A 24,285-nucleotide genomic window follows, 5' to 3' on the forward strand; every position below is an offset into this window, starting at 1 on the left:
CCCAATCCACAGGTTATGGGCCAGAGAACACAAAGAAACGAGAGGGAAGAGGCTATATGGCTGGAAACGGTAGCGGGCCCTGGGGCGGCGGTGGCTCTGGCGGCGGCGGCGGAAGTCGCGGGCCGAACGGAGGCGGACGCCCGCCCAAAAACAACGACCCGCAGATTCCGGAGATCGATGAGATCGTCAAGAAAGGGCAGGAACAACTGCGCGTCTTGATGGGTGGTCGCGGTGGCAAAGGCGGCGGAACCGGTGGGGCAGGGGGCTCTGGCGGGCCCAAATTCTCGCGCGGGACGGCTGTGATTGGCGTGCTGGTGGCCGCAGGTCTCTGGGCTGCGTCCAGCTTTTACACGGTCAAACCCGAAGAGCAGTCGGTCGAATTGTTCCTTGGCGAATACTATCGCACCGGCAATCCGGGTCTGAACTTTGCGCCTTGGCCGCTGGTCTCGGCGGATGTGATCAATGTGACCTCGGAGCGGACCGAAGATGTGGGCATGTCCCGCAGCGGTAACGGCAACGGGCTGATGTTGACCACAGACGCGAACATCGTGGATATCGATTTCCAGGTGGTCTGGAACATCAATGATCCCGCCAAGCTGCTGTTCAACATCCGTGATCCGCAGCTGACCGTTCAGGCCGTGTCTGAATCGGTCATGCGCGAGATTATCGCTGCCTCGAACCTTGCTCCGATCCTGAACCGTGATCGTGGTCTGATTGCTGACACCGCCATGCAGAACATCCAGTCGACGCTGGATGAATATGACAGCGGTATCACCATCGTCCGTGTGAACCTTGATAAGGCCGATCCCCCCAATGAGGTGATCGACGCCTTCCGCGAAGTTCAGGCCGCCGAACAGGAACGTGATCGTCTGCAACGTCAGGCCGATGCCTACGCGAACCGCGTTCTGGCAGAAGCCCGTGGTAAAGCAGCCGAAACGCTGGAAGAGGCCGAAGGTTACCGCGCCCGCGTGGTCAACGAGGCTTTGGGTGAGGCGGACCGCTTCAGCGCCGTTCTGGGCGAATACCAGAAAGCGCCCGAAGTGACCCGTCGTCGTCTGTACATCGAGACCATGGAAAAGGTCCTTGGTGACGTGGACAAAACCATTCTGGATGATGCCATCGTGAACGGGCAAAGCGGCGTTGTGCCTTACCTGCCCCTGAACGAGCTGAACCGGAACTCTACCGCGCAGGGAGGAAACTAAGATGCGGAAGTCTGCAATTCTCCTGCCCGCACTGATTGTTGCTGTTGTCGTCGTGATGTCCTCGCTTTTCGTGGTGGATGAACGCGAAAAGGCACTGGTGATGCAATTCGGCCAGATCAAGGCCGTCAAAGAGCAGCCCGGACTGGCCTTCAAAATTCCGCTGATTCAGGAAGTCGTGAAATACGACGACCGTATCCTGTCGCTGGACACCGACGTGATCGAGGTCACCCCCTCGGATGACCGTCGTCTGGTGGTTGATGCATTTACCCGCTACCGGATCGCGGATGTGGTCCAGTTCCGTCAGGCCGTTGGTGTAGGGGGGATTCGCGCTGCCGAAGACCGTCTGGCCTCAATCCTGAATGCGCAGATCCGTGAGGTTCTGGGTGCCGATCAGGTGACCTCGGACACCATCCTGTCGGAAGAGCGTGGCGCGCTGATGCTGCGTATCCGCGACAACGCCCGCGCCTCTGCCCGCAGCCTTGGTCTGGACGTCGTGGACGTACGTTTGAAACAGACCAACCTTCCCACGCAGAACCTTGAAGCCACCTTCGCCCGTATGCGCGCCGAGCGTGAACGGGAAGCCGCAGACGAGATCGCCCGCGGTAACGAAGCGGCGCAGCGTGTGCGCGCACAAGCTGACCGTACCGTGGTTGAGACCCTGTCGGAAGCCGAACGCGAAGCGCAGACCGTACGCGGTGAAGCAGACGCGGAACGCAACCGTGTCTACGCCGAAGCCTTTGGTGCCGATCCGGAATTCTTCGCCTTTTACCGCTCGTTGCAGGCCTATGAGACTGCTCTGCGTGGCGATAACAGCGCGATGGTTCTGACGCCGGATAGCCAGTTCTTCGATTATCTGCGTAGTGAAAAACCGGCCGGCACCGAATGATCGACTTTGTCATTCTGGCCGTTGGGCTGGTTCTGATAACCGAGGGGCTGGCCTATGCGCTGGCCCCTTCGTTTATTGAGCGGATGCTAGAGGCCTTGCGTCAACTCAGCTTGGAAGATCGACGCTTTATTGGGTTGATCTGTTTGGCGATCGGGGTTGTGCTGGTGTGGATTGCAGGGGATGTTCTGCCCCATTGATTTCAATTCATCACATGGACTTGAAATAATCTTACATCGTTTGTGTTGCGCATTTGCACACCTATCTGAAACAACAGGCGACACGTTCGCAGGCGTTTCACAAAGGAGACTCTTCGTTGATTTCACGTTCCAAGACCGCTGCCATGGCCCGTCCCGCCTCTGCGCGGGTCGTGTGGCTCACGGCGCTTGCAATGGTGCTGCTGGTGGCTCAAGGCGTAGCCACCACCGTACGCGCCGCCCCTGACAGCTTTGCGGATCTGGCCGAAAAGGTCAGTCCTGCCGTTGTTAACATCACCACCAGCACCATGGTCGAGGCGGCCGCAAATCCCGGCCCCGAACTGCCCGAGGGGCTGCCCTTTGACGATTTTTTCCGCCAGTTCCGTGACCAGCAAGGCGGGCCGCAACAGCCCCGTCGCAGCTCGGCTCTGGGTTCGGGCTTTGTGATTTCCGAAGACGGTTTCGTCGTGACCAACAACCACGTCATCGAAGGCGCGGATGAGATCATGATCGAATTCACCGACGGCAAAAACCTTGCCGCCGAGGTGATCGGGACCGACCCGAAAACCGACATCGCCCTTCTCAAGGTCGAGGCGACCGAGCCCCTGACCCACGTGCCCTTTGGCGACAGCGACACCGCCCGTGTAGGTGACTGGGTGCTGGCCGTTGGTAACCCGCTGGGACAGGGCTTTTCGGTCTCGGCCGGTATCGTCTCGGCCCGCAACCGAGAGCTTTCGGGCAGCTATGATGACTACATCCAGACCGACGCTGCCATTAACCGCGGCAACTCGGGCGGGCCGCTGTTCAACATGGCTGGCGAAGTGGTCGGCGTGAACACCGCGATCCTGTCGCCCAACGGCGGCTCGATCGGGATCGGCTTCTCGATGGCGTCGAACGTCGTCCAAAACGTTGTACATCAGTTGCAAGAGTTTGGCGAAACCCGTCGTGGCTGGCTTGGCGTTCGCATTCAGGACGTGACCGCTGACGTGGCCGAGGCCATGGGTCTTGAAGCTGCCAAAGGCGCGCTGGTCACCGATGTTCCTGAAGGCCCTGCGATGGATGCGGGTATTCAGGCAGGCGATCTGATCACCAGCTTCGATGGCGTCGACGTTGATGACACCCGCGGTCTGGTCCGTCAGGTGGGCAATACCGAGGTCGGCAAAGCCGTTCGCGTGGTGATCCTGCGCGATGGTCAGACCCAGACGATCAAGGTCACTTTGGGCCGCCGCGAAACCGCAGAAGGCACGCCCATCGAAGAAGCTGTGGTCGAGCAGACTCCCAGCTCGGCAAAGGTGCTTGGGATGACTCTGTCGGAACTCTCCGCCACCAACCGCGAAGAGATGAACCTGCCCGCCGATCTGACCGGTCTGCTGGTGGTCGAGATCGACGAGACCACTCAGGCCTTTGAAAAAGGTCTGCGGGCTGGCGATGTGATCACCGAAGCCGGTCAGCAACCCGTCGATACGATTGGCGCGCTAGAGGCTAGCATCCAAGAGACCCGCGACGCTGGCCGCAAATCCCTGCTGCTGCTGGTCCGCCGTAACAATGATCCCCGCTTTGTCGCCCTTGGCGTCGACGAATAAGGTCGGTCATCATGACAAAAGAAAAGGGCGCCATAGCAGGCGCCCTTTTTCGTTCCATGGCTGGCAATCAGCGGGCAAAGACCTCGCGCCCGTAGGCCACCAGACCCAAACTGCGGGCGGCCTCAAGGCTAAGGATATCGCTGTCCAGACCTTGCTCTTGTTGCAGCTTCAGAATGGCTTGCCGTGTGCGCTTGTCCAATACCCCGTCCAACGCCCCGCTCAGATAGCCCCGCGCATACAGTGCCCGCTGGAGAGAGGCGATAAAGTCCGGCGTCATCTCGCTTTCACAAGGGGTGCGGAACCAGATTTCCTGCCGCTCTTCCACGATCGTCTGGCGGGTCTCTGTCTGGTAAACAGGGGCCGCCCCGCTGTCCGAGATCAACACCTGCTCGGTCACAGTCTCGATCACCGCCGGTTTTGTCTCCAGCCCCCAGCACGTACCAGGTTCCCGATCTGGCGCAGGACCATAGGCATGCAGGGCAATTTCGGGGGTCTCTTCGGGCAGGGAAAACGGCGGCGCACTGTCCCCGCATCCTGTCAACAAGACGGATGCCAAGATCGCCGAACCCGTTTTACGCATGGAATTATCCTGTATTTCAGGCCGCTAGCCCCGTTTTGCTGCACATTAGCGCGAGATTTCGGTGACGAACAGCCCGCTTGTGGCAAAGCGCCACTTCTCACTGGCGAACGAAGAAGGCATTGATTAGGTAAGATGCGAACAGCAAGGGAATACCAGCAAATGGCCAAAATCACTTACATCGAGCATTCCGGCAAAGAACATGTGGTCGACGTTGCAAACGGTCTGACCGTGATGGAAGGCGCCCGCGACAACGGCATTCCGGGGATCGAGGCCGACTGCGGCGGCGCTTGCGCCTGCTCGACCTGCCACGTCTATGTGGATGAAGCTTGGGTAGAAAAACTGCCCGCCAAGGACATGATGGAAGAGGACATGCTGGACTTTGCCTATCAGCCAGACCCCGCACGTTCGCGCCTGACCTGCCAGATCAAAGTCACCGACGCGGTTGACGGTCTGGTCGTCCACCTGCCCGAAAAGCAGATCTGATCATGCTCGCGCGGCTGGCCATATTGCTTGCTATGGCCGCCGCACCTGCTGCGGCGGAACAGATCACCGGCGCGACCTATAGCGGAGAAACCACCCGCTATCCGCACGGAGCGCTTGGCGATCCCGTCGAACATGACAGTCTGACAATCACAACGGATCAGGGGCGTAGTCTCACCCTTCGTTGGTCAGATCAGATTGTCTTTGAGGACACTGCCCCCCGCCTTGCCGATCTGGACGGCGACGGCGCACCCGAAGTCCTCACCGTCGAAAGTCATGAGACCTTCGGCGCACGCCTCGCGATCTACCACTTGCACAAAGATGCGCTCGGCCTCGCCGCGGCCACCCCGTTCATCGGTCAGCGCTTCCGTTGGCTTTCGGTCATTGGCGCCGCCGACCTCGACGGGGATGGCCAGACAGAGATCGCCTATATCGACCGGCCCCATCTGGCCAAAACCCTGCGCATCTGGCGCTATGAAGCCGCAGGCAACAAAGCGACCCTGACGCCTGTTGCAGACCTCAAAGGCCTCACCAACCACCAGATCGGCTGGGACTTTATTCTTGGCGGCATCCGGACCTGCGGTGGCCTGCCGGAAATCATTACCGCCGATGCAGATTGGACCCAAATCCAGTCCACCACCCTCAGCGGCGAAACCCTCACAACCGAACCCATCGCGCCCTACACAGGCCCGAAAAGCATTCAGGGCGCGCTAGACTGCACGCCCTGACTTCATCTTGGCAAAAATACCTCGGGGGAATTGGCGCCCTCTAGGGCGCCAAGGGGGCAGCGCCCCTTACCCCAGCTGACGCCACCCGATATCTCGGCGGCAGAAGCCCTGCGGCCAGTCGATCGCATCCACCATGCCATAGGCACGGTCACGGGCCTCGGCCAGATTTTCCCCACGGGCCGTGACGTTCAGCACACGGCCACCATTCGCGGTAACCTTGCCATCCATCAGTTTGGTGCCCGCATGGAACACCATGTTGCTGCTGTCTTCGGGCAGAGCGTCCAGCCCGCCAATGACCGAACCCTTCTCATAGGCACCCGGATAGCCCTCAGCGGCCATCACCACGGTCATCGCGTGATCTTCGGCCCAGTTTACAGTCATCTCGGACAGACGCCCTTCGGCACAGGCCTGCATCAGGTCCAGCGCCTGTGCGCCAAGGCGCATCATCAGGACCTGACACTCGGGATCACCGAAACGGACGTTGTATTCCACTAGGCGCGGCTGGCCGTTCTCGATCATCAGGCCCACATAGAGCACGCCCGAATAAGGGGTGCCGCGACGGGCCATCTCGGCCATGGTCGGGCGCACGATCTCTTCCAGCGCCTTGTTGGTCACCGCATCATCCATGATCGGGGCAGGGCTATAGGCCCCCATGCCGCCGGTGTTGGGGCCGGTGTCGCCTTCGCCCACGCGCTTGTGGTCCTGCGCAGTGCCAACAGGCAGCACCTGATCGCCATCCACCAGTACGAAAAAGCTGGCCTCTTCGCCTGTCATGAACTCTTCGATCACCACTTCCGCGCCAGCCGCGCCGAAGGCGCCACCGAACATGTCGTCAATAGCGTCCAGCGCCTCTTGCTCTTCCATCGCCACGATCACGCCTTTGCCGGCCGCCAGACCATCGGCCTTCACCACGATGGGCGCGCCTTGTTCACGGATGTAGGCTTTGGCAGGCTCGGCCTCGGTGAAGCGGGCATAAGCTGCCGTGGGCGCGCCAACCGCATCACAGATCTCTTTGGTAAAGCTCTTTGAGGCTTCCAGACGCGCCGCCGCCTGATTGGGGCCGAAGACCGGAAAGCCTGCTTCGCGCAGACGATCACCGACACCTGCGGCCAAGGGGGCTTCGGGGCCGATGATGACCAGATCAATAGCTTCGGCCTCTGCGAACTGTACAACGGCAGAGGGGTCTTCGGCGTTCAGCGCGGCGCAAGTGGCCACTTGCGCGATGCCTGCATTGCCGGGCGCAACGATCAGTTTATCGCACTTGGGGTTCTGGGACACGGCCCACGCCAACGCATGTTCGCGGCCACCGCCGCCGAGGATCAGGATGTTCATGGGCTACTCCCGCTTGGGTTTTCGTTGCGGGCGTTCTAGTTTGTGAACCGAGCAGTGACAAGCGAGGGCCGCATGGACCTTTTCGAAGATGACACAACAGGGGGAAATGCCCCCGAATTTACCGTTTCCGAGATCTCCGGAGCGGTCAAACGCATGGTCGAAGGTGAATTCAGCCACATAAAGATTCGCGGCGAAGTGGGTCGCGTCAGCTTTCCGCGATCAGGTCACGTCTATCTGGACCTCAAAGATGACCGCTCGGTTCTGGCCTCGGTGATCTGGAAAGGCGTCGCCAGCCGTCTGGAAACCCGCCCCGAAGAGGGACTTGAGGTGATCGCCACCGGCCGCCTGACCACCTTCCCCGGCCAGTCGAAATACCAGATGGTGATCGAGGATATGCGTCCCGCCGGAATGGGGGCCTTGATGGCCATGCTGGAGGCCCGCAAGAAAAAGCTTGAGGCCGAGGGGCTGTTCGATCCCGCCCGAAAGCGGCCCCTGCCTTATCTGCCCGAAGTCATCGGCGTTGTAACCTCGCCCTCGGGCGCGGTGATCCGCGATATCCTGCACCGCCTGCGCGACCGCTTCCCGCGCAAGGTGCTGATCTGGCCGGTGGCCGTTCAAGGCAATCAATGCGCCCCCGAAGTGACCCGCGCCATCGAAGGCTTTAACCGTCTGACCCCCGGCGGTGCGCTGCCCCGTCCCGATCTGCTGATCGTCGCCCGTGGGGGCGGCTCAATCGAAGATCTCTGGGGCTTTAACGAAGAATCCGTCGCCCGCGCAGCGGCGGCCTCGGATATTCCGCTGATCTCGGCGGTGGGGCACGAAACCGATACCACGCTGATCGATTACGTCAGTGACCGCCGTGCTCCCACGCCCACGGCTGCGGCCGAACTGGCGGTGCCGGTGCGGCTAGAGCTGATGGGATGGCTGGACGGGCAGGGCGCCCGCCTGACCCGTGGGTTAGAGCGTGATCTGACCCAACGCGGCCAGCGTCTGCGTGATTTGTCCCGCGCCTTGCCGCGCCCCGAACGTCTGGTGGAAACCGCGCGCCAGCGCCTTGACTATGCGGGCGACCGTCTGCCTGCCGCCCTGCGCCGCGGCGTAGACCGCCACCGTTTGGCCTTGTCGGACCTGTCGGGCAGCCTGCGTCCTGCCACTTTGCGCCGCGCCGTCGCCCATGAGGCGCAGCGCGTTGCCAATGCGGCCACCCGCCTGACACCGGCCCAAACCCGCCTGATCGCGGCTCGGTCCGAGGCCCTGTCAGCCCGCGCCGCCCGCCTGCGCCCCGAGGCGCTGGTGGCCGATATCACCCGCAAACAGACCGAACTTGATCGCCTGACCCAGCGCCTGATCGATGCACAATCCCGTCTGGCGCGCCAACAGCAGGACCGGATCACTGCTGCATCGCGCCTGCTGGATACGCTCAGTTATCGTAAGACCCTTGAGCGGGGCTATGCAGTGGTCCGTTCTGGGGATGAGGTCATCACCTCAACCGAGCAGGCAAAAGCTGCCACCTGCCTTGAGATCGAATTTGCTGACGGCCGCTTTGCCGTGGGCAGCGCCCCCGCGAAATCGCGCAAATCCAAGGATGAGCCGCCCCAGCAAGGCAGCCTGTTCTAACTCACACGCTGGGCAATCCATCCGCGCAGTCCAGCGGGGCCGCGCGGGGAGTGATCGCATATAACTTATCTCCGTCAGGGGCGCTGACGAACTGTGCGCTCATGCCCTCTCCGTCGGCGGCGAAGGCCCAACATTGGGCCTCATCACGCCCTTCGTGCTCAAAGCAGATGGCGCCGTCCTGCGGATACCAGCGCCCTCCATAACAGCGCCCGTCCAGAAAGGACCAGACCACTCGGCGATCTGCCAGATAGGTCTCGGCACCAAAGACAATCCCGCCAAGGCTGTATTCAAAGGTGCGCCCTGCCACATGGGCCTCAAACGCGATCCCGTCCATGGGCGCGGCAAGCGCCGGCCCCGTGGCCAGCATGATCAGAATTCCAAGTCTCGGGCCCATTGCACCTTCCTGCACTCAGCCAACTGTAATCGGATACATTTGCCCTGTCGCCCTGCCTTTTCTTTCGCGCCCAGAAGGTTTACCTGTGTCTCAGCCCAGAAAAGGACGTCCCATGGCTTTTTTCCGCAAGCTTCGCGACCGTATGTTCAAATCCTCGTCCAAGCTGGATCAGGGTCTTGAGGCACTGATCGAGGATGGCGCAGACGAAGAGACCTCCGAGGTAGAGGCCCCCGTCGCAGCACCGGCCCAAAGCACGGCCCAAAGCGCGCCAGTTGCCGCGCCGTCCGAGCCTGCGCGCGGCGGTCTGCTCTCGCGTCTGACAGGCGGTGATAACACCCCGCGCCGGACCCTCGACGATGATATGCTCGAAGAGCTGGAGGACCTGCTGGTCGCCTCTGACATGGGCGTGGAAACTGCACAGCGCGTGGCCGCAAACCTTGCCGCAGGTCATATGGGGCAGCGCCTCAGCCAGCATCAGGTCAAAGAGCTTCTGGCAAAGGAAATCGCCCGCATCATGGAGGGCGTCGCACGCCCCCTGCCGATCTACCCCAAGCGCCCACAAGTGGTGCTGGTGGTCGGCGTGAACGGCTCGGGCAAAACCACGACCATCGGCAAGCTTGCCAGCCAGTTCAAAGCCGCTGGCAAGAATGTGGTGATCGCCGCCGGTGACACCTTCCGCGCTGCCGCTGTCGAACAACTTCAGGTCTGGGGTCAGCGGGCCGACGTGCCGGTCCTCACCGCGCCCGAAGGCTCGGACCCCGCCAGCCTCGCGTTCGAGGCCATGACAAAGGCCGAAGCCACAGGCGCTGACCTTCTGATGATCGACACTGCAGGCCGCCTGCAAAACCGCTCGGACCTGATGGAAGAACTCGCAAAGATCGTCCGCGTCATCCGCAAGAAAGACCCCGAAGCGCCCCACAACACGCTGCTGGTTCTGGACGCCACCACGGGCCAGAACGCGCTGGCGCAGGTGGAAATCTTCAAGCAGATCGCCGATGTTTCGGGCCTCGTGATGACCAAGCTCGACGGCACCGCCCGTGGCGGCGTCTTGGTCGCGTTGGCGGACCGCTTCGGCCTGCCGATCCATGCCATCGGAGTGGGTGAACAGATTGACGATCTGGACGCCTTCGATCCGGACGATTTCGCCCGCGCGCTGGTCGGCCTCGACTGATCTTCATCTTGGCATAAATACCTCGGGGGAGGCCGCTTACGGCCGGGGGCAGCGCCCCCTGATCCCAACCGCGCCAACTTTACGGGACCCCCAACTTGAGCGCTTGGCTTCAATCACTCGAAGGCACCGATGCAGGCCACCAACTGGCGCTGCTCTTGGCGATTGCCGCGGCGATCCTGCACGCGTTCTTCGGGGCGCTCCAGAAGGGGCGTCATGATCCGTGGATCAGCCGAGGGGCCATCGATCTCAGCTACGGCCTGATGGCCGCGCCATTTGCCCTGTTTGTTGTGCCGTGGCCCGAGGGCCATATGTGGCCGATCTTTGCAGGCATGTTCCTGATCCATCTGGCCTACAAGCTGCTGCAAGCCATGGCATATACCCGTGGCGCCTACACTGTGGTCTATCCGGTGGTGCGCGGCACTGGCCCTCTCTTCGCGGTCATCGGCGCTTTCCTGATTTTTGGCGAGACCTTCAGCCTGATCCAATGGGGCGGGGTGGGGGTGCTGCTTGCGGGGATTTTCGGTCTGGCGATCTATAATCTGCGGACCATCGATGTGGCGCGGGACACGCTGGTCTCGGCCCTTGGTTTTGCGGTGGTCACGGGCTTCTTTGTTGCGCTTTACACCACCTATGACGCCTACGGCATCCGTGCGACGGCAGACCCGTTCACATTCCTTGCATGGTTTTTCTTTCTTGACGGTCTGGCGATGCCCATGATCTCGGCTGTCCGCTGGCGTAAAATGGCGGTCAAGCCTGACCTCGGGCCGCTGGCCGTCCGCGGCGTATTGGGCGGGCTGATTGCATTCGGCAGCTTTGGCGCCATTATGCTGGCGACCCGTCTGGATAAAGTGGGCGAGGCAGCTGTCTTGCGTGAAACCTCAACCGTCTTTGCTGCCGCAATCGGCTGGATCGTGTTGGGTGAAAAAGTCGGCCCGCGGCGCATCGGGCTGATGTCCCTGATCGCGCTCGGGGCAATTATTGTTGAATTCGGAGGATGACACATCCCATGGCAACGGCGAAAAAGATCAATCCGATGGTGAAAACCGCGTTGGAGCTTGGCCCGGTTCTGGCCTTCTTTGCGGCCTATGTGCTGCTGAAGGACAAGACCTTCGAGGTGGGTGGCCAGACCTATGACGGTTTTATCGCTGTCACCGCAGGGTTTATCCCCGTGCTGGTCATCTGCACCCTGATCCTGTGGCGTCTGACCGGCCATTTGTCGAAAATGCAGATCGTCACGCTGGTTCTGGTGGTGGTTTTCGGTGGCCTCTCGGTCTGGCTGAACGATGACCGGTTCTTCAAGATGAAGCCGACGCTGATCTATCTGATCTTTGGCGGTCTACTTGGCTTTGGTCTCTTGCGCGGACAGAGCTATCTGCGGGTGGTTATGGAGGAGGTCATGCCGCTTGAGCATGAGGGCTGGATGATCCTGACCCGCCGCGTCTGCGCGTTCTTTATTGGTCTTGCAATCCTGAACGAGGTGATCTGGCGGACCCAAAGCACCGAGACATGGGTCAGCTTCAAGACCTTCGGTCTGACCATCGCGATCTTTGCCTTCTTCATGGCGCAGGGAAAGCTGTTCCAGAAATACGGGATCGAAAAGACCGAGGACTAAATCGTCTGCTCTTTTCTTATTAGACGGAATGCGGCCCCATGTGGGCCGCATACTGCTTTCTTGGTCTGTTATGGATAGGCGATGTGCCGCTTTAGCCCTTGGCGCTGATGGCGCGGGCGGCGGCCATGGCCGAAGACCAAGCCCATTGGAAGTTGTACCCTCCAAGCCAGCCGGTCACGTCGACGCATTCGCCGATGGCATAGAGGCCGGGAACGGATTTCGCCTCCATTGTTTTGGAGGACAGCCCATCGGTGTCGATCCCGCCGATGGTAACTTCGGCCGTTCGGTAGCCTTCGGTTCCTGCAGGCATCAGGGACCACACAGCAAGCTGCGCGGCGACCTCTTGCAGGCGGGCATCGGTGGTGTTGGCCAGTTGGTCTTTCAGGCCCCAAAGGTCGTCCAGATGCTGCGCCAGTTTCTTTGGCAGGTGATCGGCCAGCGCGGTGCCGATCTGGCGGCGCGGGGTGGCTTTGCGTGCGTCTTTCAGGCGGCTCAGCCAGTCGGTCTCAGGTTCGATGGTGACGGTGATTGCCTCGCCCTCGTGCCAGTAGGATGAGGCTTGCAGCACCGCAGGGCCGGAAAGGCCGCGGTGCGTGAAGAGAAGCGCCTCGTCAAAGCTGGTGGTGCCTGCGGTGATGCGGGCAGGCACAGAGGTGCCCGAAATCGCGGCAAAGGGCTGGTCCGAGAAGGTGAAGGGCACAAGGCCCGCTCGTGTCGGGGTCACCTCAAGTCCAAATTGTGTGGCAATTTGATAGGCAATTCCGGTTGCGCCCATTTTGGGGATCGATTTCCCGCCCGTTGCCAGCACCAGGTTTTTCGCCCGCACCGTGCGCGTGCTGCCAGCTTTTTTCAGTTGTACGACAAAATGCGTTCCATCGTGGGCGACCGCGCCGATTTCGGTTTCAAGCCATAGATCGACACCGGTCTTTGCCATCAAGTCGCGCAGCATTGCGATAATGTCTTTCGCAGAGGTGTCGCAAAACAGCTGGCCCAGAGTCTTTTCGTGCCACGGAATACCGTATTGATCGACCAGAGCGATGAAATCCCACTGGGTGTAACGGGCAAGCGCAGATTTCACAAAGTGGGGGTTTTGCGAAATGTAATTGGTAGGCTCTGCAAACATGTTGGTGAAGTTGCAGCGCCCCCCGCCAGAAATGCGGATTTTTTCGCCTGGGGCCTTTGCGTGGTCCACAAGCAAAACACGCCCGCCTGAATGGGCTGCGCACATCATACCGGCCGCGCCGGCACCCAGAATGAGAGTATCTGTATCCATGTGTGGGCCACTGACGGGATTTTGCCTATGAATCAAGAGGACTCTGGCCAGACCGTGTAAATCACGATAGAATCACCAACAGATCCCGAAAACGGGACAGAGCAGAGGCAACTATCGGCAGGTCACCATGACAGAAATGGTCTATGGCGCCGTTCGCGTTCAAGCGGGCGATCCTATTCTTCCCCGTTGGTGGCGTACGGTCGATAAATGGACGCTGTCCTGCATTCTGGCGCTTTTCGCGCTGGGTATGCTTTTGGGATTTGCGGCCTCGCCGCCGCTGGCGAGCCGAAATGGCTTGGCGCCCTTTCACTACGTGCAGCGACAGGCGTTTTTCGGCGGTATGGCGATTATCGCGATGTTCGTGACCTCGATGTTGCCGCCGCAGACGGTGCGCCGTCTGGCGGTGATGGCCTTTATCGGAGCTTTCGCCGCATTGGCCGCCCTGCCGTTTCTGGGGACCGACTTTGGCAAGGGTGCGGTGCGCTGGTACTCGCTTGGGTTTGCCTCGTTCCAACCGTCAGAATTTTTGAAGCCTGTCTACATCGTGACCGCGGCCTGGATGATGGCCGCCAGTCAGGAGTTGAACGGCCCGCCGGGGCGCATGTTGTCTTTTGCCATGACTGTAGTGATCGTGATGTTGCTGGCCATGCAACCGGACTTTGGTCAATCGGCGCTTATCCTGTTCAGTTGGGGAGTGATGTATTTCATCGCGGGCGCTCCGTTGATGCTGCTGGTGGGGATGGCTGGGATGGTCGTCTTTGGCGGTGTTGTGGCCTATTCGAACAGTGAACACTTTGCCCGCCGGATCGATGGGTTCCTAAGCCCGGATGTCGATCCGCGCACCCAGCTAGGTTACGCGACCAACGCTATCCGCGAGGGCGGGTTCTTTGGCGTGGGCGTGGGTGAGGGCGAAGTGAAATGGTCTTTGCCCGATGCCCATACAGATTTCATCATTGCTGTGGCGGCCGAGGAATACGGGCTGGTTCTGGTGATGGCGATCATCGCCCTTTATGCGGTGGTGGTGATCCGGTCGCTGCTGCGCTTGGTGCGAGAGCGTGATCCCTTTATCCGTCTGGCCGGTACGGGTCTGGCGTGCAGCTTTGGCATTCAGGCGATCATTAATATGGGCGTGGCCGTGCGTCTTTTGCCTGCGAAAGGCATGACTTTGCCGTTTGTGAGCTATGGCGGCTCGTCCCTGATCGCGATGGGGGTTGCAGTCGGGATGCTTCTGGCGTTTACCCGCACGCGGCCTCAGGGCCAGATCGGTGAGATTTTGCGAGGACGCGGACGGCTATGAGTGCACCCCTTCTTCTGATCGCGGCAGGTGGAACGGGCGGGCATATGTTTCCCGCGCAGGCACTGGCCGAGGCGATGCTGGCCAAGGGCTGGCGGGTGAAGCTGAGCACCGATGCGCGCGGTGCGCGCTATACGGGCGGCTTTCCCAAGGACGTTCAGATCGAAGAAGTCAGCTCGGCGACCTTTGCGCGGGGCGGTGTGCTGGCAAAGCTGCTGGTGCCGTTCAAGATCATCGGCGGGATCATTTCCGCTCGGCGTGCCATGGGGGCGGATACCCCTGCGGTGGTCGTAGGCTTTGGTGGCTATCCCAGCATTCCGGCGATTGCAGCGGCCTCTTGGAAGGGGTTGCCGCGCATGATCCATGAGCAGAACGGTGTTCTGGGGCGGGTTAATCAGGTATTTGCTGCCAAAGTGAATACAGTAGCTTGCGGAACCTGGCCGACAGATCTGCCCGATGGGGTGGAAGGCATCTACACCGGCAATCCGGTGCGCGGGGCCGTTCTGGCCAAAGCGGGGGCGGGTTATATCGCGCCCGGCGATCATCCTATGGATATTCTGGTCATTGGCGGATCACAAGGCGCGCGCATTCTGTCAGATGTGGTGCCTGCAGCCATGGCCGCGCTACCCGTTGAATTGCGCGACCGGTTGCGGATCAGTCATCAGGCGCGGGGCGAGGATGAGGCGCGGGTAAAGGCATTTTACGAAGAGGCCGGTTTGCGCGCCGATGTGCAGCCCTTCTTTACGGACGTGCCAGAGCGCATGGCAAATGCGCAACTGGTGATCAGCCGTTCGGGTGCGTCGTCGGTGGCGGATTTGACCGTTGTCGGGCGGCCAGCGATCCTTGTGCCTCTTGCTGCGGCAACAGGTGATCATCAGACCGCCAATGCCCGCGGTGTGGTGGAAGCTGGCGGCGCTGTGCTGCTGCGTGAGAGCGAATTTACGGTGAATGCGGTGGCTGCGGCCATCACGGATATTCTAACCCAGCCCACCAAGGCCCACGACATGGCGCAGGCCGCCTTGTCCATTGGCCGACCTGATGCGACCGAGCGTCTGGTTGCTTTGGTTGATGCGCTGGCTGAAGCGAACTGAAGAAAGACATAAGAACATGAACGCTGCTGCAACCAAGTTGCCCACCGATGTGGGCCCGATCCATTTCGTCGGTATCGGCGGTATTGGCATGTCCGGCATTGCCGAAGTGCTGATCAACCATGGCTACAGGGTTCAGGGCTCGGACCTGAAATCGTCCAAGATCACCCAGCGTCTGGAAAGCATGGGCGCGACCGTGTTCGAAGGCCAGCGGGCCGAGAACCTTGAAGGGGCCGAAGTGGTCGTGATCAGCTCGGCTATCAAACGGGGCAACCCTGAACTGGACGAGGCCCGTCGCCGCGGTTTGCCTGTTGTGCGCCGCGCCGAGATGCTGGCCGAATTGATGCGTCTGAAGTCGAACATCGCGATTGCAGGCACCCACGGTAAGACCACCACCACCACGATGGTGGCGGAACTGTTGGTGGCAGGCGGCATCGACCCGACCGTGATCAACGGCGGCGTGATCCATGCCTATGGCTCGAACGCGCGGATGGGGCAGGGCGAATGGATGGTGGTTGAGGCCGACGAGAGCGACGGCACCTTTAACCGACTGCCCGCGACCATTGCCATTGTGACCAACATCGACCCCGAGCATATGGAGCATTGGGGCGATTTCGACACGTTGCGTGAAGGCTTCTTGCAGTTTGTTTCGAACATTCCGTTCTATGGCATGGCGGTGTGCTGCACTGATCACCCCGAGGTTCAGGCGCTGGTAGGCAAGATCACCGACCGCCGCGTGACCACCTATGGCTTTAACGCCCAAGCAGACGTGCGTGCAGTGAACTTGCGCTATGAAAAGGGTGTGGCCCATTTCGATATTGCCCTGCGTAATGAGGATATGGTGATCGAAGGCTGCACGCTGCCGATGCCGGGGGACCACAACGTCTCGAACGCGCTGTCGGCTGTGGCTGTGGCCCGTCATCTGGGCATGAAGGCCGAGGAAATCCGCGCCGCGCTGGCCGCCTTTGGTGGCGTGAACCGCCGCTTTACCAAAGTGGGCGAAGTGAATGGCGTCACGATCATCGACGATTATGGCCACCACCCTGTAGAGATCGCCGCTGTTCTGAAGGCGGCCCGTCAGGCGACCGAAGGTCGCGTGATCGCCGTCCACCAGCCGCACCGTTACACCCGCCTGCATTCGCTGTTCGAAGACTTTTGCAACTGCTTCAATGAGGCGGATGTGGTCGCCATCGCCGAGGTTTTTGCCGCCGGTGAAGACCCCATTGAAGGGGCGACCCGCGATGATCTGGTGGCGGGTCTGATCCGTCACGGGCACCGCCATGCGCGTGCTCTGCACTCCGAAGAGGATCTGGAGCGTCTAGTGCGCGAACAGACCCAGCCTGGTGATATGGTTGTCTGCCTTGGGGCGGGGACCATCAGCGCATGGGCGAACAACCTTCCGGCCCGCCTGAACGGTTAAGTCCTGTGATCTGGTTGGTGCTGGCCTGTGTATGGTTGATCGTCGCCAATGTGGCGGCGATGCTGCCCTCGCGTGATTATCACTGGCGCTTTGCCTATATCATGATCGCTCTTGGCCTGCCGGTGTTGATCGGCGTGTTTGCCACCAGTGGCCCTTGGATGGGTTTGGCGGTATTGATCGCCGCGATGTCCGTTTTGCGGTGGCCTGTGATCTATTTGGGCCGCTGGTTTAAGAACCTGTGGAGGTAATCCCCATGACCCTGCCTGATGTGCGTGGCACCCTGACTCCGAACCGTCTTCTGGCGGATTTGACATGGCTGCGCGTGGGCGGGCCTGCGGATTATTTGTTCCAGCCCGCCGATATGGACGACCTGCAGCAGTTTCTGGCGAACCTGCCTGCGGATGTGCCGGTGTTTCCGATTGGCGTAGGTTCGAACCTGATTGTGCGTGACGGGGGCATACGTGCTGTCGTGATCCGTCTGGGACGTGGCTTTAACGGGATCGAGATTGACGGCACCCGCGTGTGTGTCGGGACGGCGATTCTGGATTCCATGGTGGCGAAACGCGCGGCTGCGGCGGGGGTTGATCTGACCTTCCTGCGTACGATCCCTGGCGCGATCGGCGGGGCGATCCGGATGAATGCGGGTTGCTATGGCAGCTACGTGGCCGATCACCTGATCGAGGCGGAGGCCGTCACGCGGCAGGGTGAGCGGGTCACGCTGACCCCCGCAGATCTGCAATTTGCCTATCGCAGCAGCCATCTGCCCGAGGGCTGGGTGCTGACCTCGGCCACTTTTGAAGGTGCGGCGGGTGATCCTGATGCGCTGGCGGCCAAAATGGATGAGCAACTGGCAAAACGCGACGCGACCCAACCGACAAAAGATCGCACTGCGGGCAGTACTTTTCGCAACCCTGCAGGTTACAGCAGCACAGGCCGCGCCGACGATACACATGAGTTGAAGGCGTGGAAGGTCATCGATGAGGCCGGAATGCGCGGCGCCCGCGTTGGCGGCGCGCAGATGAGCGAGATGCATTCGAATTTCCTTGTAAATACAGGAGAGGCAACTGCGGATGATCTCGAAAGGTTAGGGGAACTTGTCCGAAAAAAGGTTTTCCAAACCAGTGGATTAGAGTTAGAATGGGAAGTGATCCGTATTGGTGAACCCAAACGCGATCTGTAAGAATTAATTAAAAAATATCCGCAAATGCGGAAATTGCCCTCAAAATGGGGGCGAGGCAGATTAAAAGGCCTGCAAAAGGCCGGATACAGAGGCAGATGTGGTGATGTCGAGCAGGGCACACCCGACTGTGGCGGTACTGATGGGCGGACCCTCGGCTGAGCGAGAGGTGTCCTTGTCGTCAGGGCGAGAATGCGCAACCGCCCTTCGGGATGAAGGATTCAAGGTGATTGAGGTCGACGCAGGGCCTGACCTTGTCGCGCGTCTTGCAGAAATTCAGCCCGATGTTGTCTTCAATGCGCTGCATGGCCGCTGGGGCGAGGATGGCTGCGTTCAGGGCATTCTGGAATGGCTGCGCATCCCCTACACACACTCTGGCGTGCTGGCCTCGGCCTTGGCGATGGACAAGGAACGTACAAAGCAGATTTACCGTTCCGCCGGTCTTCCTGTTGCGGAAAGTGTTCTGGCCAGCAAATCCGAAGTGATGGCCAGCCACGTCATTGCGCCGCCTTATGTGGTTAAGCCTTACAATGAAGGCAGCAGCGTCGGGGTCTATCTGGTCGAAGCAGGCGCAAATACGCCGCCGCAATTGTCCGACGATATGCCCGATGTTCTGATGGTCGAGGCCTATGTGCCGGGCCGCGAATTGACCACCACTGTCGTCGGTGATCGCGCCCTGTGTGTGACCGACATTCTGACGGATGGCTGGTACGATTATGACGCCAAATATGTGGCAGGCGGATCGCGCCATGTGGTGCCTGCGGATCTGCCGCAAGAGATCACTGACGCCTGTCTTGATTACGCCCTGCGTGCCCATGATGCGCTTGGTTGCCGCGGTGTGTCGCGCACGGATTTCCGCTGGGACGAAGAGAAGGGCCTTGAAGGTCTGATCCTGTTGGAGACCAACACCCAGCCCGGTATGACGCCGACGTCGCTGAGCCCCGAACAGGCGGGCGTTGCGGGCATGAGCTTTGGCGCCTTCGTTCGCTGGATGGTGGAGGACGCCTCGTGCAATCGATGATGCGCCGCTTCGATCCTGCCCCCTCGCGGTGGGCCTACCGCTTCCAGCGGCTTTGGTTGACCCCGTTCTATCGCCGCCTGCTGCGTACTGGCACGCCGATCGCCTTGGTTGCCCTTTGTGGCGCAATCTACTTCGGGGATGCCGAGCGGCGCGAGGTGTTTACCTCGACCGTGGCCAAGCTGCGCCACGATTTCGAACATCGCCCCGAATTTATGGTCAAGATCATGGCCATCGACGGGGCCAGCGAAGAGACCCAGACCGCCATTCGCGCCCTGATGCCGGTGGATTTCCCGGTCAGTTCGTTCGATCTGGATGTGGGGGCGATTGCCAACGAAATGCTGGCGCTGGATGCTGTGGCTGATGTGGGCCTGCAGGTCCGTTCGGGCGGCGTTCTGCAAATGCATGTGATCGAGCGTCAGCCGGTTATGGTCTGGCGTCAAGGCAGCCGGATCGAAGCGATCGACGCCGCGGGCATCCGCGCCGGAACACTGGATAGCCGCACCGACCGTCCTGATTTGCCCCTGATCGTCGGGGCTGGCGCAAAAGAGCACGTTGAAGAAGCTCTGCGCCTATTTGCAGCGGCGGCCCCGCTGCAAGACCGCATCCGTGGCCTTGTCCGTGTGGGCGAGCGCCGATGGGATCTGGTTCTGGACCGAGAGCAGCGGATCATGCTGCCGACTGAACAGCCTCTGCAGGCGCTAGAGCAGGTTGTGGCTCTGGCTGAGGCAAATGATCTGCTGGCCAGGGATGTGGCCGCAGTGGATATGCGTCTGGCCCAAAGGCCGACAATACGGATGACCCCGACAGCACAGGAAGAACTGCTGCGCATCCGGAAAATGACCGAGGAACGTGCAAAATGACCGAGCTATATGAGACCCAACGCGCCATGCGCGCGATGCGGAAAGCGGCCCTGCAGCGCGGGGTCATCGCGATTCTGGATGTAGGCAGTTCCAAGATCGCCTGTCTGGTGCTTCGGTTCGACCGGACCGACGCCTTTGTCGAAGGCGAGGATATCGGCTCGATGGCGGGGCAGGCGGGCTTCCGTGTTGTGGGCGCTGCGACTACCCGCTCGCGCGGCGTGAAGTTCGGCGAAATCTCGGCGATGGCGGAAACTGAACGTGCGATCCGTACCGCTGTTCAGGCCGCGCAAAAGATGGCGAACCTGCGGGTCGACCACGTGATCGCCTGTTTCTCGGGCGCGCGTCCCCGCAGCTACGGTCTGGACGGCACGATTGATATGGACGGCGGTCAGGTGACGGAACAGGACGTGGCGCGCGTTCTGGCCGCGTGCGAAGTGCCCGATTACGGTCAGGGCCGCGAAGTTGTGCACGCGCAGCCGGTGAACTTTGCGCTGGACCATCGCTCGGGTCTGCAAGACCCCCGCGGCCAGATCGGTCACAGCCTGAGCACCGATATGCACATGCTGACCGTTGATGGTACCGCGATCCAGAACCTTGCCTACTGCATCAAGCGATGTGATCTGGAGCTGGCCGGTGTGGCCAGCAGCGCCTATGTCTCGGGTCTTTCGGCGCTGATCGAGGATGAGCAGAACCTTGGTGCGGCCTGTATCGATCTGGGAGGCGGCTCGACCGGCGTGTCGATCTTCATGCGTAAGCATATGATCTATGCAGATAGCGTGCGTATGGGCGGCGACCATGTGACCAGTGATATCTCGATGGGTCTACAGGTGCCGATGACCACCGCCGAGCGGATCAAGACCTTTTATGGCGGTGTCTATGCCACCGGAATGGACGACCGTGAGATGATCGATCTGGACGGTGCCACCGGCGATTGGGAACACGACCGCCGCAGCGTCTCTCGCGCCGAGTTGATTGGCATCATGCGTCCGCGCGTGGAAGAAATTCTGGAAGAAGTGCGCGCCCGATTGGATGCCGCAGGTTTCGATCATCTGCCCAGTCAGCAAATCGTACTTACAGGTGGCGGCAGTCAGATCCCCGGTCTAGACGGGCTGGCCAGTCGCATTCTGGGACAACAGGTGCGCCTTGGACGCCCGCTGCGCGTGCATGGTTTGCCGCAGGCCGCGACCGGCCCCGGGTTTGCCAGCGCGGTTGGGCTTTGCTGCTTTGCAGCCCATCCGCAGGACGAATGGTGGGACTTTGACACCCCCGCCGAGCGTTATCCGGGCCGCTCGCTTCAGCGGGCTGTAAAGTGGTTCCGAGACAACTGGTGATCGCAAAATGTTGTGAAGTTGGCAAAATGCCGCTTTTCCGTGCGTAAAACGCTCCAGATTTTGTGTTGTTACTGTGACTTTTTGGATGACGTTCACTGACAGGACGCGTAGAATAACGTGTAACTGAAGGACAAAACGGCCCGGTGGCACGGGCGCATAAGCAGGCGGACAGATCATGACATTGAACCTATCGATGCCCGAAACCGATGAGCTGAAACCCCGTATCACCGTGTTCGGTGTTGGTGGGGCGGGCGGCAATGCCGTCAACAACATGATCGAGAAGCAGCTCGAGGGTGTCGAGTTTGTCGTGGCAAACACCGACGCTCAGGCGCTGCAGCAAAGCCAGGCCGAGGCCCGCGTTCAGCTGGGGATCAAAGTCACCGAAGGTCTGGGTGCAGGCGCACGTGCAAGCGTGGGTGCCGCAGCGGCCGAAGAAAGTATCGAAACAATCGTTGACCATCTGGCGGGCGCACACATGTGCTTCATCACCGCTGGTATGGGCGGCGGCACCGGCACTGGCGCTGCGCCGATCATTGCGCAGGCGGCACGTGAACTGGGTGTTCTGACCGTTGGTGTCGTGACCAAGCCCTTCCAGTTCGAAGGTGCCAAGCGGATGCGTCAGGCCGAAGAAGGCGTTGAGGCGCTGCAAAAGGTCGTCGATACCCTGATCATCATTCCGAACCAGAACTTGTTCCGTCTGGCGAACGAAAAGACCACCTTCACCGAAGCCTTCAGCATGGCCGACGACGTTCTGTATCAGGGCGTCAAAGGTGTGACTGACCTGATGGTCCGTCCGGGCCTCATCAACCTCGACTTTGCAGACGTTCGCGCTGTGATGGATGAGATGGGCAAAGCCATGATGGGCACTGGCGAAGCGTCGGGTGAAGATCGCGCCATTCAGGCCGCCGAGAAGGCCATCGCAAACCCGCTGCTGGACGAAATCAGCCTGCGCGGTGCGAAGGGCGTTCTGATCAACATCACCGGCAGCCACGATCTGACCCTGTTCGAGCTGGACGAAGCCGCCAACCGCATCCGCGAAGAGGTGGACCCCGAGGCGAACATCATCGTCGGTTCGACCCTCGATCCGTCGATGGAAGGCCAGATGCGCGTCAGCGTTGTTGCCACCGGCATCGATGCAAGCCCTGCGATGGACGCTCCTGCGCCCCGCCGCAAGATGTCCGAGCCTCTGCAGCCCGCAGCGCAAGCGCCCGCAGCACAATCTGCACCCGCGCAGCCCGCAGCCGCGCCCCAGCAGGAGAACCTGTTCCAGCCTGAGGCCGCGCCTGCACCGCAGCCGACCCGCGCACAGCAGCATACTGCGATGGGTCGTCAGCCTCAGCCGTTCCAGCCCGCATCGCAGCCTCAGCCCGCGCCGCAGGCAGCACCTGCACCGCAGGCCTATGAGGCGCCTGCACAGGAAGATCTGCCCCCGCCCGCATATCAGCCGCGTCCCGAAATGCGTCAGCCCGAGCAGCCGATGCACTATGAGCCGCAGCCCGAGGAATTTGTTGCACCCCGCGCCGCCGCACCCGGTACTCCGTCGCCCGAGGCTCTGGCCCGTCTGCGCGATGCGGTAAACAACAGCGGCTCGGCCCGTCCGCAGCAGCGTCCCGCAGCGCCTCAGCCGCAGGCTCCGGCAGCGCCCGAGAAGTCGCGCTTTGGAATCAATTCGTTGATCAACCGCATGACCGGTTCGGGCGACAGCGCCAAGCCGGCCGCTAGCGCACAGCCGGCACGCCGCGTGGCACCGCCGGTCCAGCACTTCGAAGAAGATGCGGACAACAATCCTGCGGATGAAAAGATCGAAATTCCGGCCTTCCTGCGTCGTCAGGCGAACTGAACGTTACCGGATTGAAACAAAGGGCTGCCCGTTTGGGCGGCCCTTTTTGTTTTCAGAAGCAAGACATTAAACCCGTCAAATCCCCATAGGCATATTTTCGCCGCTCAAAAGGACGGGTATGTTTCACTGTGTTGCAAAGATTGAGTTGAGCATTTGTGTCCGGAAGTTTACCTAATTTTCACCAGCGGTAATCCGCGCGGAGTAATGGGGCCAACGTGCAAACCACGATCACCAAAAGCGTCACCTTCACGGGCAAAGGTCTGCATTCGGGCAAACCCGCGACACTGACGATTCACCCAGCGCCCACAGGCCACGGTATCGTTTTCCGACGCATTGATCTGAATGGCTGCAACCAGTTGATTCCCGCCCATTGGGATCTGGCTGAACATTCGCCCCTCTGCACTAAACTTGTGAACGACGAAGGCATCTCGATCTCGACGGTCGAGCATGTGATGGCCGCTCTTTCCGGCTGCGGCGTCCATAACGCGCTGATTGACATCGACGGTCCCGAAGTTCCGATCCTTGACGGCAGCGCCGCACCTTTCGTGCGCGGCATTATGGCCCGCGGGACCACGGATCAGGGCGCAGCCTTGATGGCGATCGAGGTGCTGAAAGAGGTCTCGGTCACCCGTGGCGATGCCACCGCCACGCTTAGCCCCGCTGACGCGCTGCACATCGATTTCGCGATCGACTTCGTGGATCCTGCAATCGGCAAGCAAAGCAAATCCCTGCACATGGCGAACGGCACCTTTGTCCGCGAACTCTGTGACAGCCGCACCTTCTGCCGCATGTCGGACGTTGATTTTATGCGCCAGAACGGTCTTGCCCTTGGCGGCACCATGGAAAACGCCGTGGTTGTCGACGGTGACGCCGTGCTTAGCCCCGGCGGCATGCGTCACGATGATGAACCCGTTCGTCACAAGATGCTGGACGCGCTGGGGGATCTGGCGCTGGCTGGTCAGCCCATTCTGGGCCGCTACACCGGCTACAAGGCAGGTCACACTCTGACCAACCTTCTGCTGCACGCCCTGTTCGCCGATCCCAGTGCCTATCGCTATGTTGCATGCTCGCCCGAGCAGGTTGCACATCTGCCTGGCACCGATTTGCATCAGTCGGATTTGGCCGCGGTAGCGTGATCGTTTAAGCGACGTTAAGACGTTTTGCACCAGATTATTCTGTGCTAACACCGCTTTGACCGGAGG

General features: G+C 60.8%; 24 protein-coding genes. 20 read left to right on the forward strand and 4 right to left on the reverse strand.

Going from position 1 to position 24,285, the window contains the following annotated elements:
- The first annotated feature begins 56 nt into the window (after positions 1–56).
- The 4 genes from hflK (at position 57) to CLV74_RS00690 (ending at position 3,865) form a co-directional block, all read left to right on the forward strand.
- Positions 57–1,202, forward strand: coding sequence for an FtsH protease activity modulator HflK (hflK, locus tag CLV74_RS00675; protein ID WP_106262289.1), 1,146 nt, complete (start codon positions 57–59; stop codon positions 1,200–1,202).
- A gap of 1 nt (position 1,203) precedes the next feature.
- A complete protein-coding gene (hflC, locus tag CLV74_RS00680; RefSeq protein WP_106262290.1) occupies positions 1,204–2,088 on the forward strand; it encodes a protease modulator HflC in 885 nt (294 codons plus the stop codon).
- A complete protein-coding gene (locus CLV74_RS00685) occupies positions 2,085–2,285 on the forward strand; it encodes a DUF2065 domain-containing protein (protein WP_425430959.1) in 201 nt (66 codons plus the stop codon). The genes hflC and CLV74_RS00685 overlap by 4 nt, the downstream gene beginning before the upstream one ends.
- Before the next feature lie 143 nt (positions 2,286–2,428).
- A complete protein-coding gene (locus CLV74_RS00690) occupies positions 2,429–3,865 on the forward strand; it encodes a DegQ family serine endoprotease (protein ID WP_106262608.1) in 1,437 nt (478 codons plus the stop codon).
- A 67-nt stretch (positions 3,866–3,932) separates the two neighbouring features.
- Here CLV74_RS00690 and CLV74_RS00695 read toward each other — a convergent pair whose 3' ends face one another.
- Complete coding sequence (locus CLV74_RS00695) at positions 3,933–4,445, reverse strand: peptidoglycan-binding domain-containing protein (RefSeq protein ID WP_106262291.1); 513 nt, start codon at positions 4,443–4,445, stop codon at positions 3,933–3,935.
- A 159-nt stretch (positions 4,446–4,604) separates the two neighbouring features.
- Between CLV74_RS00695 and CLV74_RS00700 the strand changes: the two genes are divergently transcribed.
- Together CLV74_RS00700 and CLV74_RS00705 are read left to right on the forward strand one after the other, a co-directional pair.
- The gene (locus tag CLV74_RS00700; RefSeq protein ID WP_106262292.1) at positions 4,605–4,928 is read left to right on the forward strand and encodes a 2Fe-2S iron-sulfur cluster-binding protein; all 324 of its coding nucleotides are present in this window, start codon (positions 4,605–4,607) and stop codon (positions 4,926–4,928) included.
- Between the two features lie 2 nt (positions 4,929–4,930).
- Positions 4,931–5,653: an FG-GAP repeat domain-containing protein gene (locus CLV74_RS00705; protein WP_106262293.1), complete on the forward strand. Its 723-nt coding sequence runs from the start codon at positions 4,931–4,933 to the stop codon at positions 5,651–5,653.
- A gap of 66 nt (positions 5,654–5,719) precedes the next feature.
- On the opposite strand, the gene purD is transcribed toward CLV74_RS00705, so the two are convergent.
- Entirely contained in the window at positions 5,720–6,985 is a 1,266-nt protein-coding gene (gene purD / locus CLV74_RS00710) for a phosphoribosylamine--glycine ligase (protein ID WP_106262294.1), read from the reverse strand.
- Positions 6,986–7,057: 72 nt separating this feature from the next.
- Between purD and xseA the strand changes: the two genes are divergently transcribed.
- Positions 7,058–8,602, forward strand: a complete 1,545-nt coding sequence (gene xseA / locus CLV74_RS00715) for an exodeoxyribonuclease VII large subunit (RefSeq protein WP_106262295.1) — start codon at positions 7,058–7,060, stop codon at positions 8,600–8,602.
- Position 8,603: 1 nt separating this feature from the next.
- On the opposite strand, the gene CLV74_RS00720 is transcribed toward xseA, so the two are convergent.
- Positions 8,604–8,996, reverse strand: coding sequence for a hypothetical protein (locus tag CLV74_RS00720; protein ID WP_106262296.1), 393 nt, complete (start codon positions 8,994–8,996; stop codon positions 8,604–8,606).
- A gap of 112 nt (positions 8,997–9,108) precedes the next feature.
- On the opposite strand from CLV74_RS00720, the gene ftsY reads away from it, so the two are divergent.
- The 3 genes from ftsY to CLV74_RS00735 all read left to right on the forward strand — a co-directional run bounded on the left by ftsY (position 9,109) and on the right by CLV74_RS00735 (position 11,779).
- Complete coding sequence (ftsY, locus tag CLV74_RS00725) at positions 9,109–10,167, forward strand: signal recognition particle-docking protein FtsY (protein ID WP_106262297.1); 1,059 nt, start codon at positions 9,109–9,111, stop codon at positions 10,165–10,167.
- A gap of 95 nt (positions 10,168–10,262) precedes the next feature.
- On the forward strand, positions 10,263–11,165 hold the full coding sequence (locus CLV74_RS00730; RefSeq protein ID WP_106262298.1) for an EamA family transporter: 903 nt from the start codon (positions 10,263–10,265) through the stop codon (positions 11,163–11,165).
- A gap of 8 nt (positions 11,166–11,173) precedes the next feature.
- Positions 11,174–11,779, forward strand: a complete 606-nt coding sequence (locus CLV74_RS00735) for an inner membrane-spanning protein YciB (protein ID WP_106262299.1) — start codon at positions 11,174–11,176, stop codon at positions 11,777–11,779.
- Between the two features lie 91 nt (positions 11,780–11,870).
- On the opposite strand, the gene CLV74_RS00740 is transcribed toward CLV74_RS00735, so the two are convergent.
- On the reverse strand, positions 11,871–13,052 hold the full coding sequence (locus CLV74_RS00740; RefSeq protein WP_106262300.1) for a BaiN/RdsA family NAD(P)/FAD-dependent oxidoreductase: 1,182 nt from the start codon (positions 13,050–13,052) through the stop codon (positions 11,871–11,873).
- 127 nt (positions 13,053–13,179) lie between these two features.
- On the opposite strand from CLV74_RS00740, the gene ftsW reads away from it, so the two are divergent.
- The 10 genes from ftsW to lpxC all read left to right on the forward strand — a co-directional run bounded on the left by ftsW (position 13,180) and on the right by lpxC (position 24,219).
- Positions 13,180–14,349, forward strand: coding sequence for a putative lipid II flippase FtsW (gene ftsW, locus CLV74_RS00745; protein WP_106262301.1), 1,170 nt, complete (start codon positions 13,180–13,182; stop codon positions 14,347–14,349).
- Entirely contained in the window at positions 14,346–15,437 is a 1,092-nt protein-coding gene (locus tag CLV74_RS00750) for a UDP-N-acetylglucosamine--N-acetylmuramyl-(pentapeptide) pyrophosphoryl-undecaprenol N-acetylglucosamine transferase (RefSeq protein ID WP_106262302.1), read from the forward strand. The genes ftsW and CLV74_RS00750 overlap by 4 nt, the downstream gene beginning before the upstream one ends.
- 16 nt (positions 15,438–15,453) lie before the next feature.
- Positions 15,454–16,854, forward strand: coding sequence for a UDP-N-acetylmuramate--L-alanine ligase (murC, locus tag CLV74_RS00755; RefSeq protein WP_106262303.1), 1,401 nt, complete (start codon positions 15,454–15,456; stop codon positions 16,852–16,854).
- Complete coding sequence (locus CLV74_RS00760) at positions 16,818–17,102, forward strand: DUF2484 family protein (protein ID WP_106262304.1); 285 nt, start codon at positions 16,818–16,820, stop codon at positions 17,100–17,102. Before murC ends, CLV74_RS00760 begins: the two co-directional genes overlap by 37 nt.
- Positions 17,103–17,107: 5 nt before the next feature.
- Positions 17,108–18,034: a UDP-N-acetylmuramate dehydrogenase gene (murB, locus tag CLV74_RS00765; protein ID WP_106262305.1), complete on the forward strand. Its 927-nt coding sequence runs from the start codon at positions 17,108–17,110 to the stop codon at positions 18,032–18,034.
- A gap of 103 nt (positions 18,035–18,137) precedes the next feature.
- A complete protein-coding gene (locus tag CLV74_RS00770; RefSeq protein WP_211298995.1) occupies positions 18,138–19,052 on the forward strand; it encodes a D-alanine--D-alanine ligase in 915 nt (304 codons plus the stop codon).
- Entirely contained in the window at positions 19,049–19,912 is an 864-nt protein-coding gene (locus tag CLV74_RS00775; RefSeq protein ID WP_106262307.1) for a cell division protein FtsQ/DivIB, read from the forward strand. Before CLV74_RS00770 ends, CLV74_RS00775 begins: the two co-directional genes overlap by 4 nt.
- Positions 19,909–21,243: a cell division protein FtsA gene (gene ftsA / locus CLV74_RS00780; protein WP_211298996.1), complete on the forward strand. Its 1,335-nt coding sequence runs from the start codon at positions 19,909–19,911 to the stop codon at positions 21,241–21,243. Before CLV74_RS00775 ends, ftsA begins: the two co-directional genes overlap by 4 nt.
- 175 nt (positions 21,244–21,418) lie before the next feature.
- Entirely contained in the window at positions 21,419–23,083 is a 1,665-nt protein-coding gene (gene ftsZ / locus CLV74_RS00785) for a cell division protein FtsZ (RefSeq protein WP_106262308.1), read from the forward strand.
- Positions 23,084–23,298: 215 nt separating this feature from the next.
- Positions 23,299–24,219 carry a UDP-3-O-acyl-N-acetylglucosamine deacetylase gene (lpxC, locus tag CLV74_RS00790; protein ID WP_106262309.1) on the forward strand — a complete coding sequence of 307 codons (921 nt, stop codon included), beginning with the start codon at positions 23,299–23,301 and terminating at the stop codon, positions 24,217–24,219.
- Positions 24,220–24,285 lie beyond the last annotated feature (66 nt).

This window comes from Donghicola tyrosinivorans (assembly GCF_003003355.1).
Lineage (GTDB): Bacteria > Pseudomonadota > Alphaproteobacteria > Rhodobacterales > Rhodobacteraceae > Donghicola > Donghicola tyrosinivorans.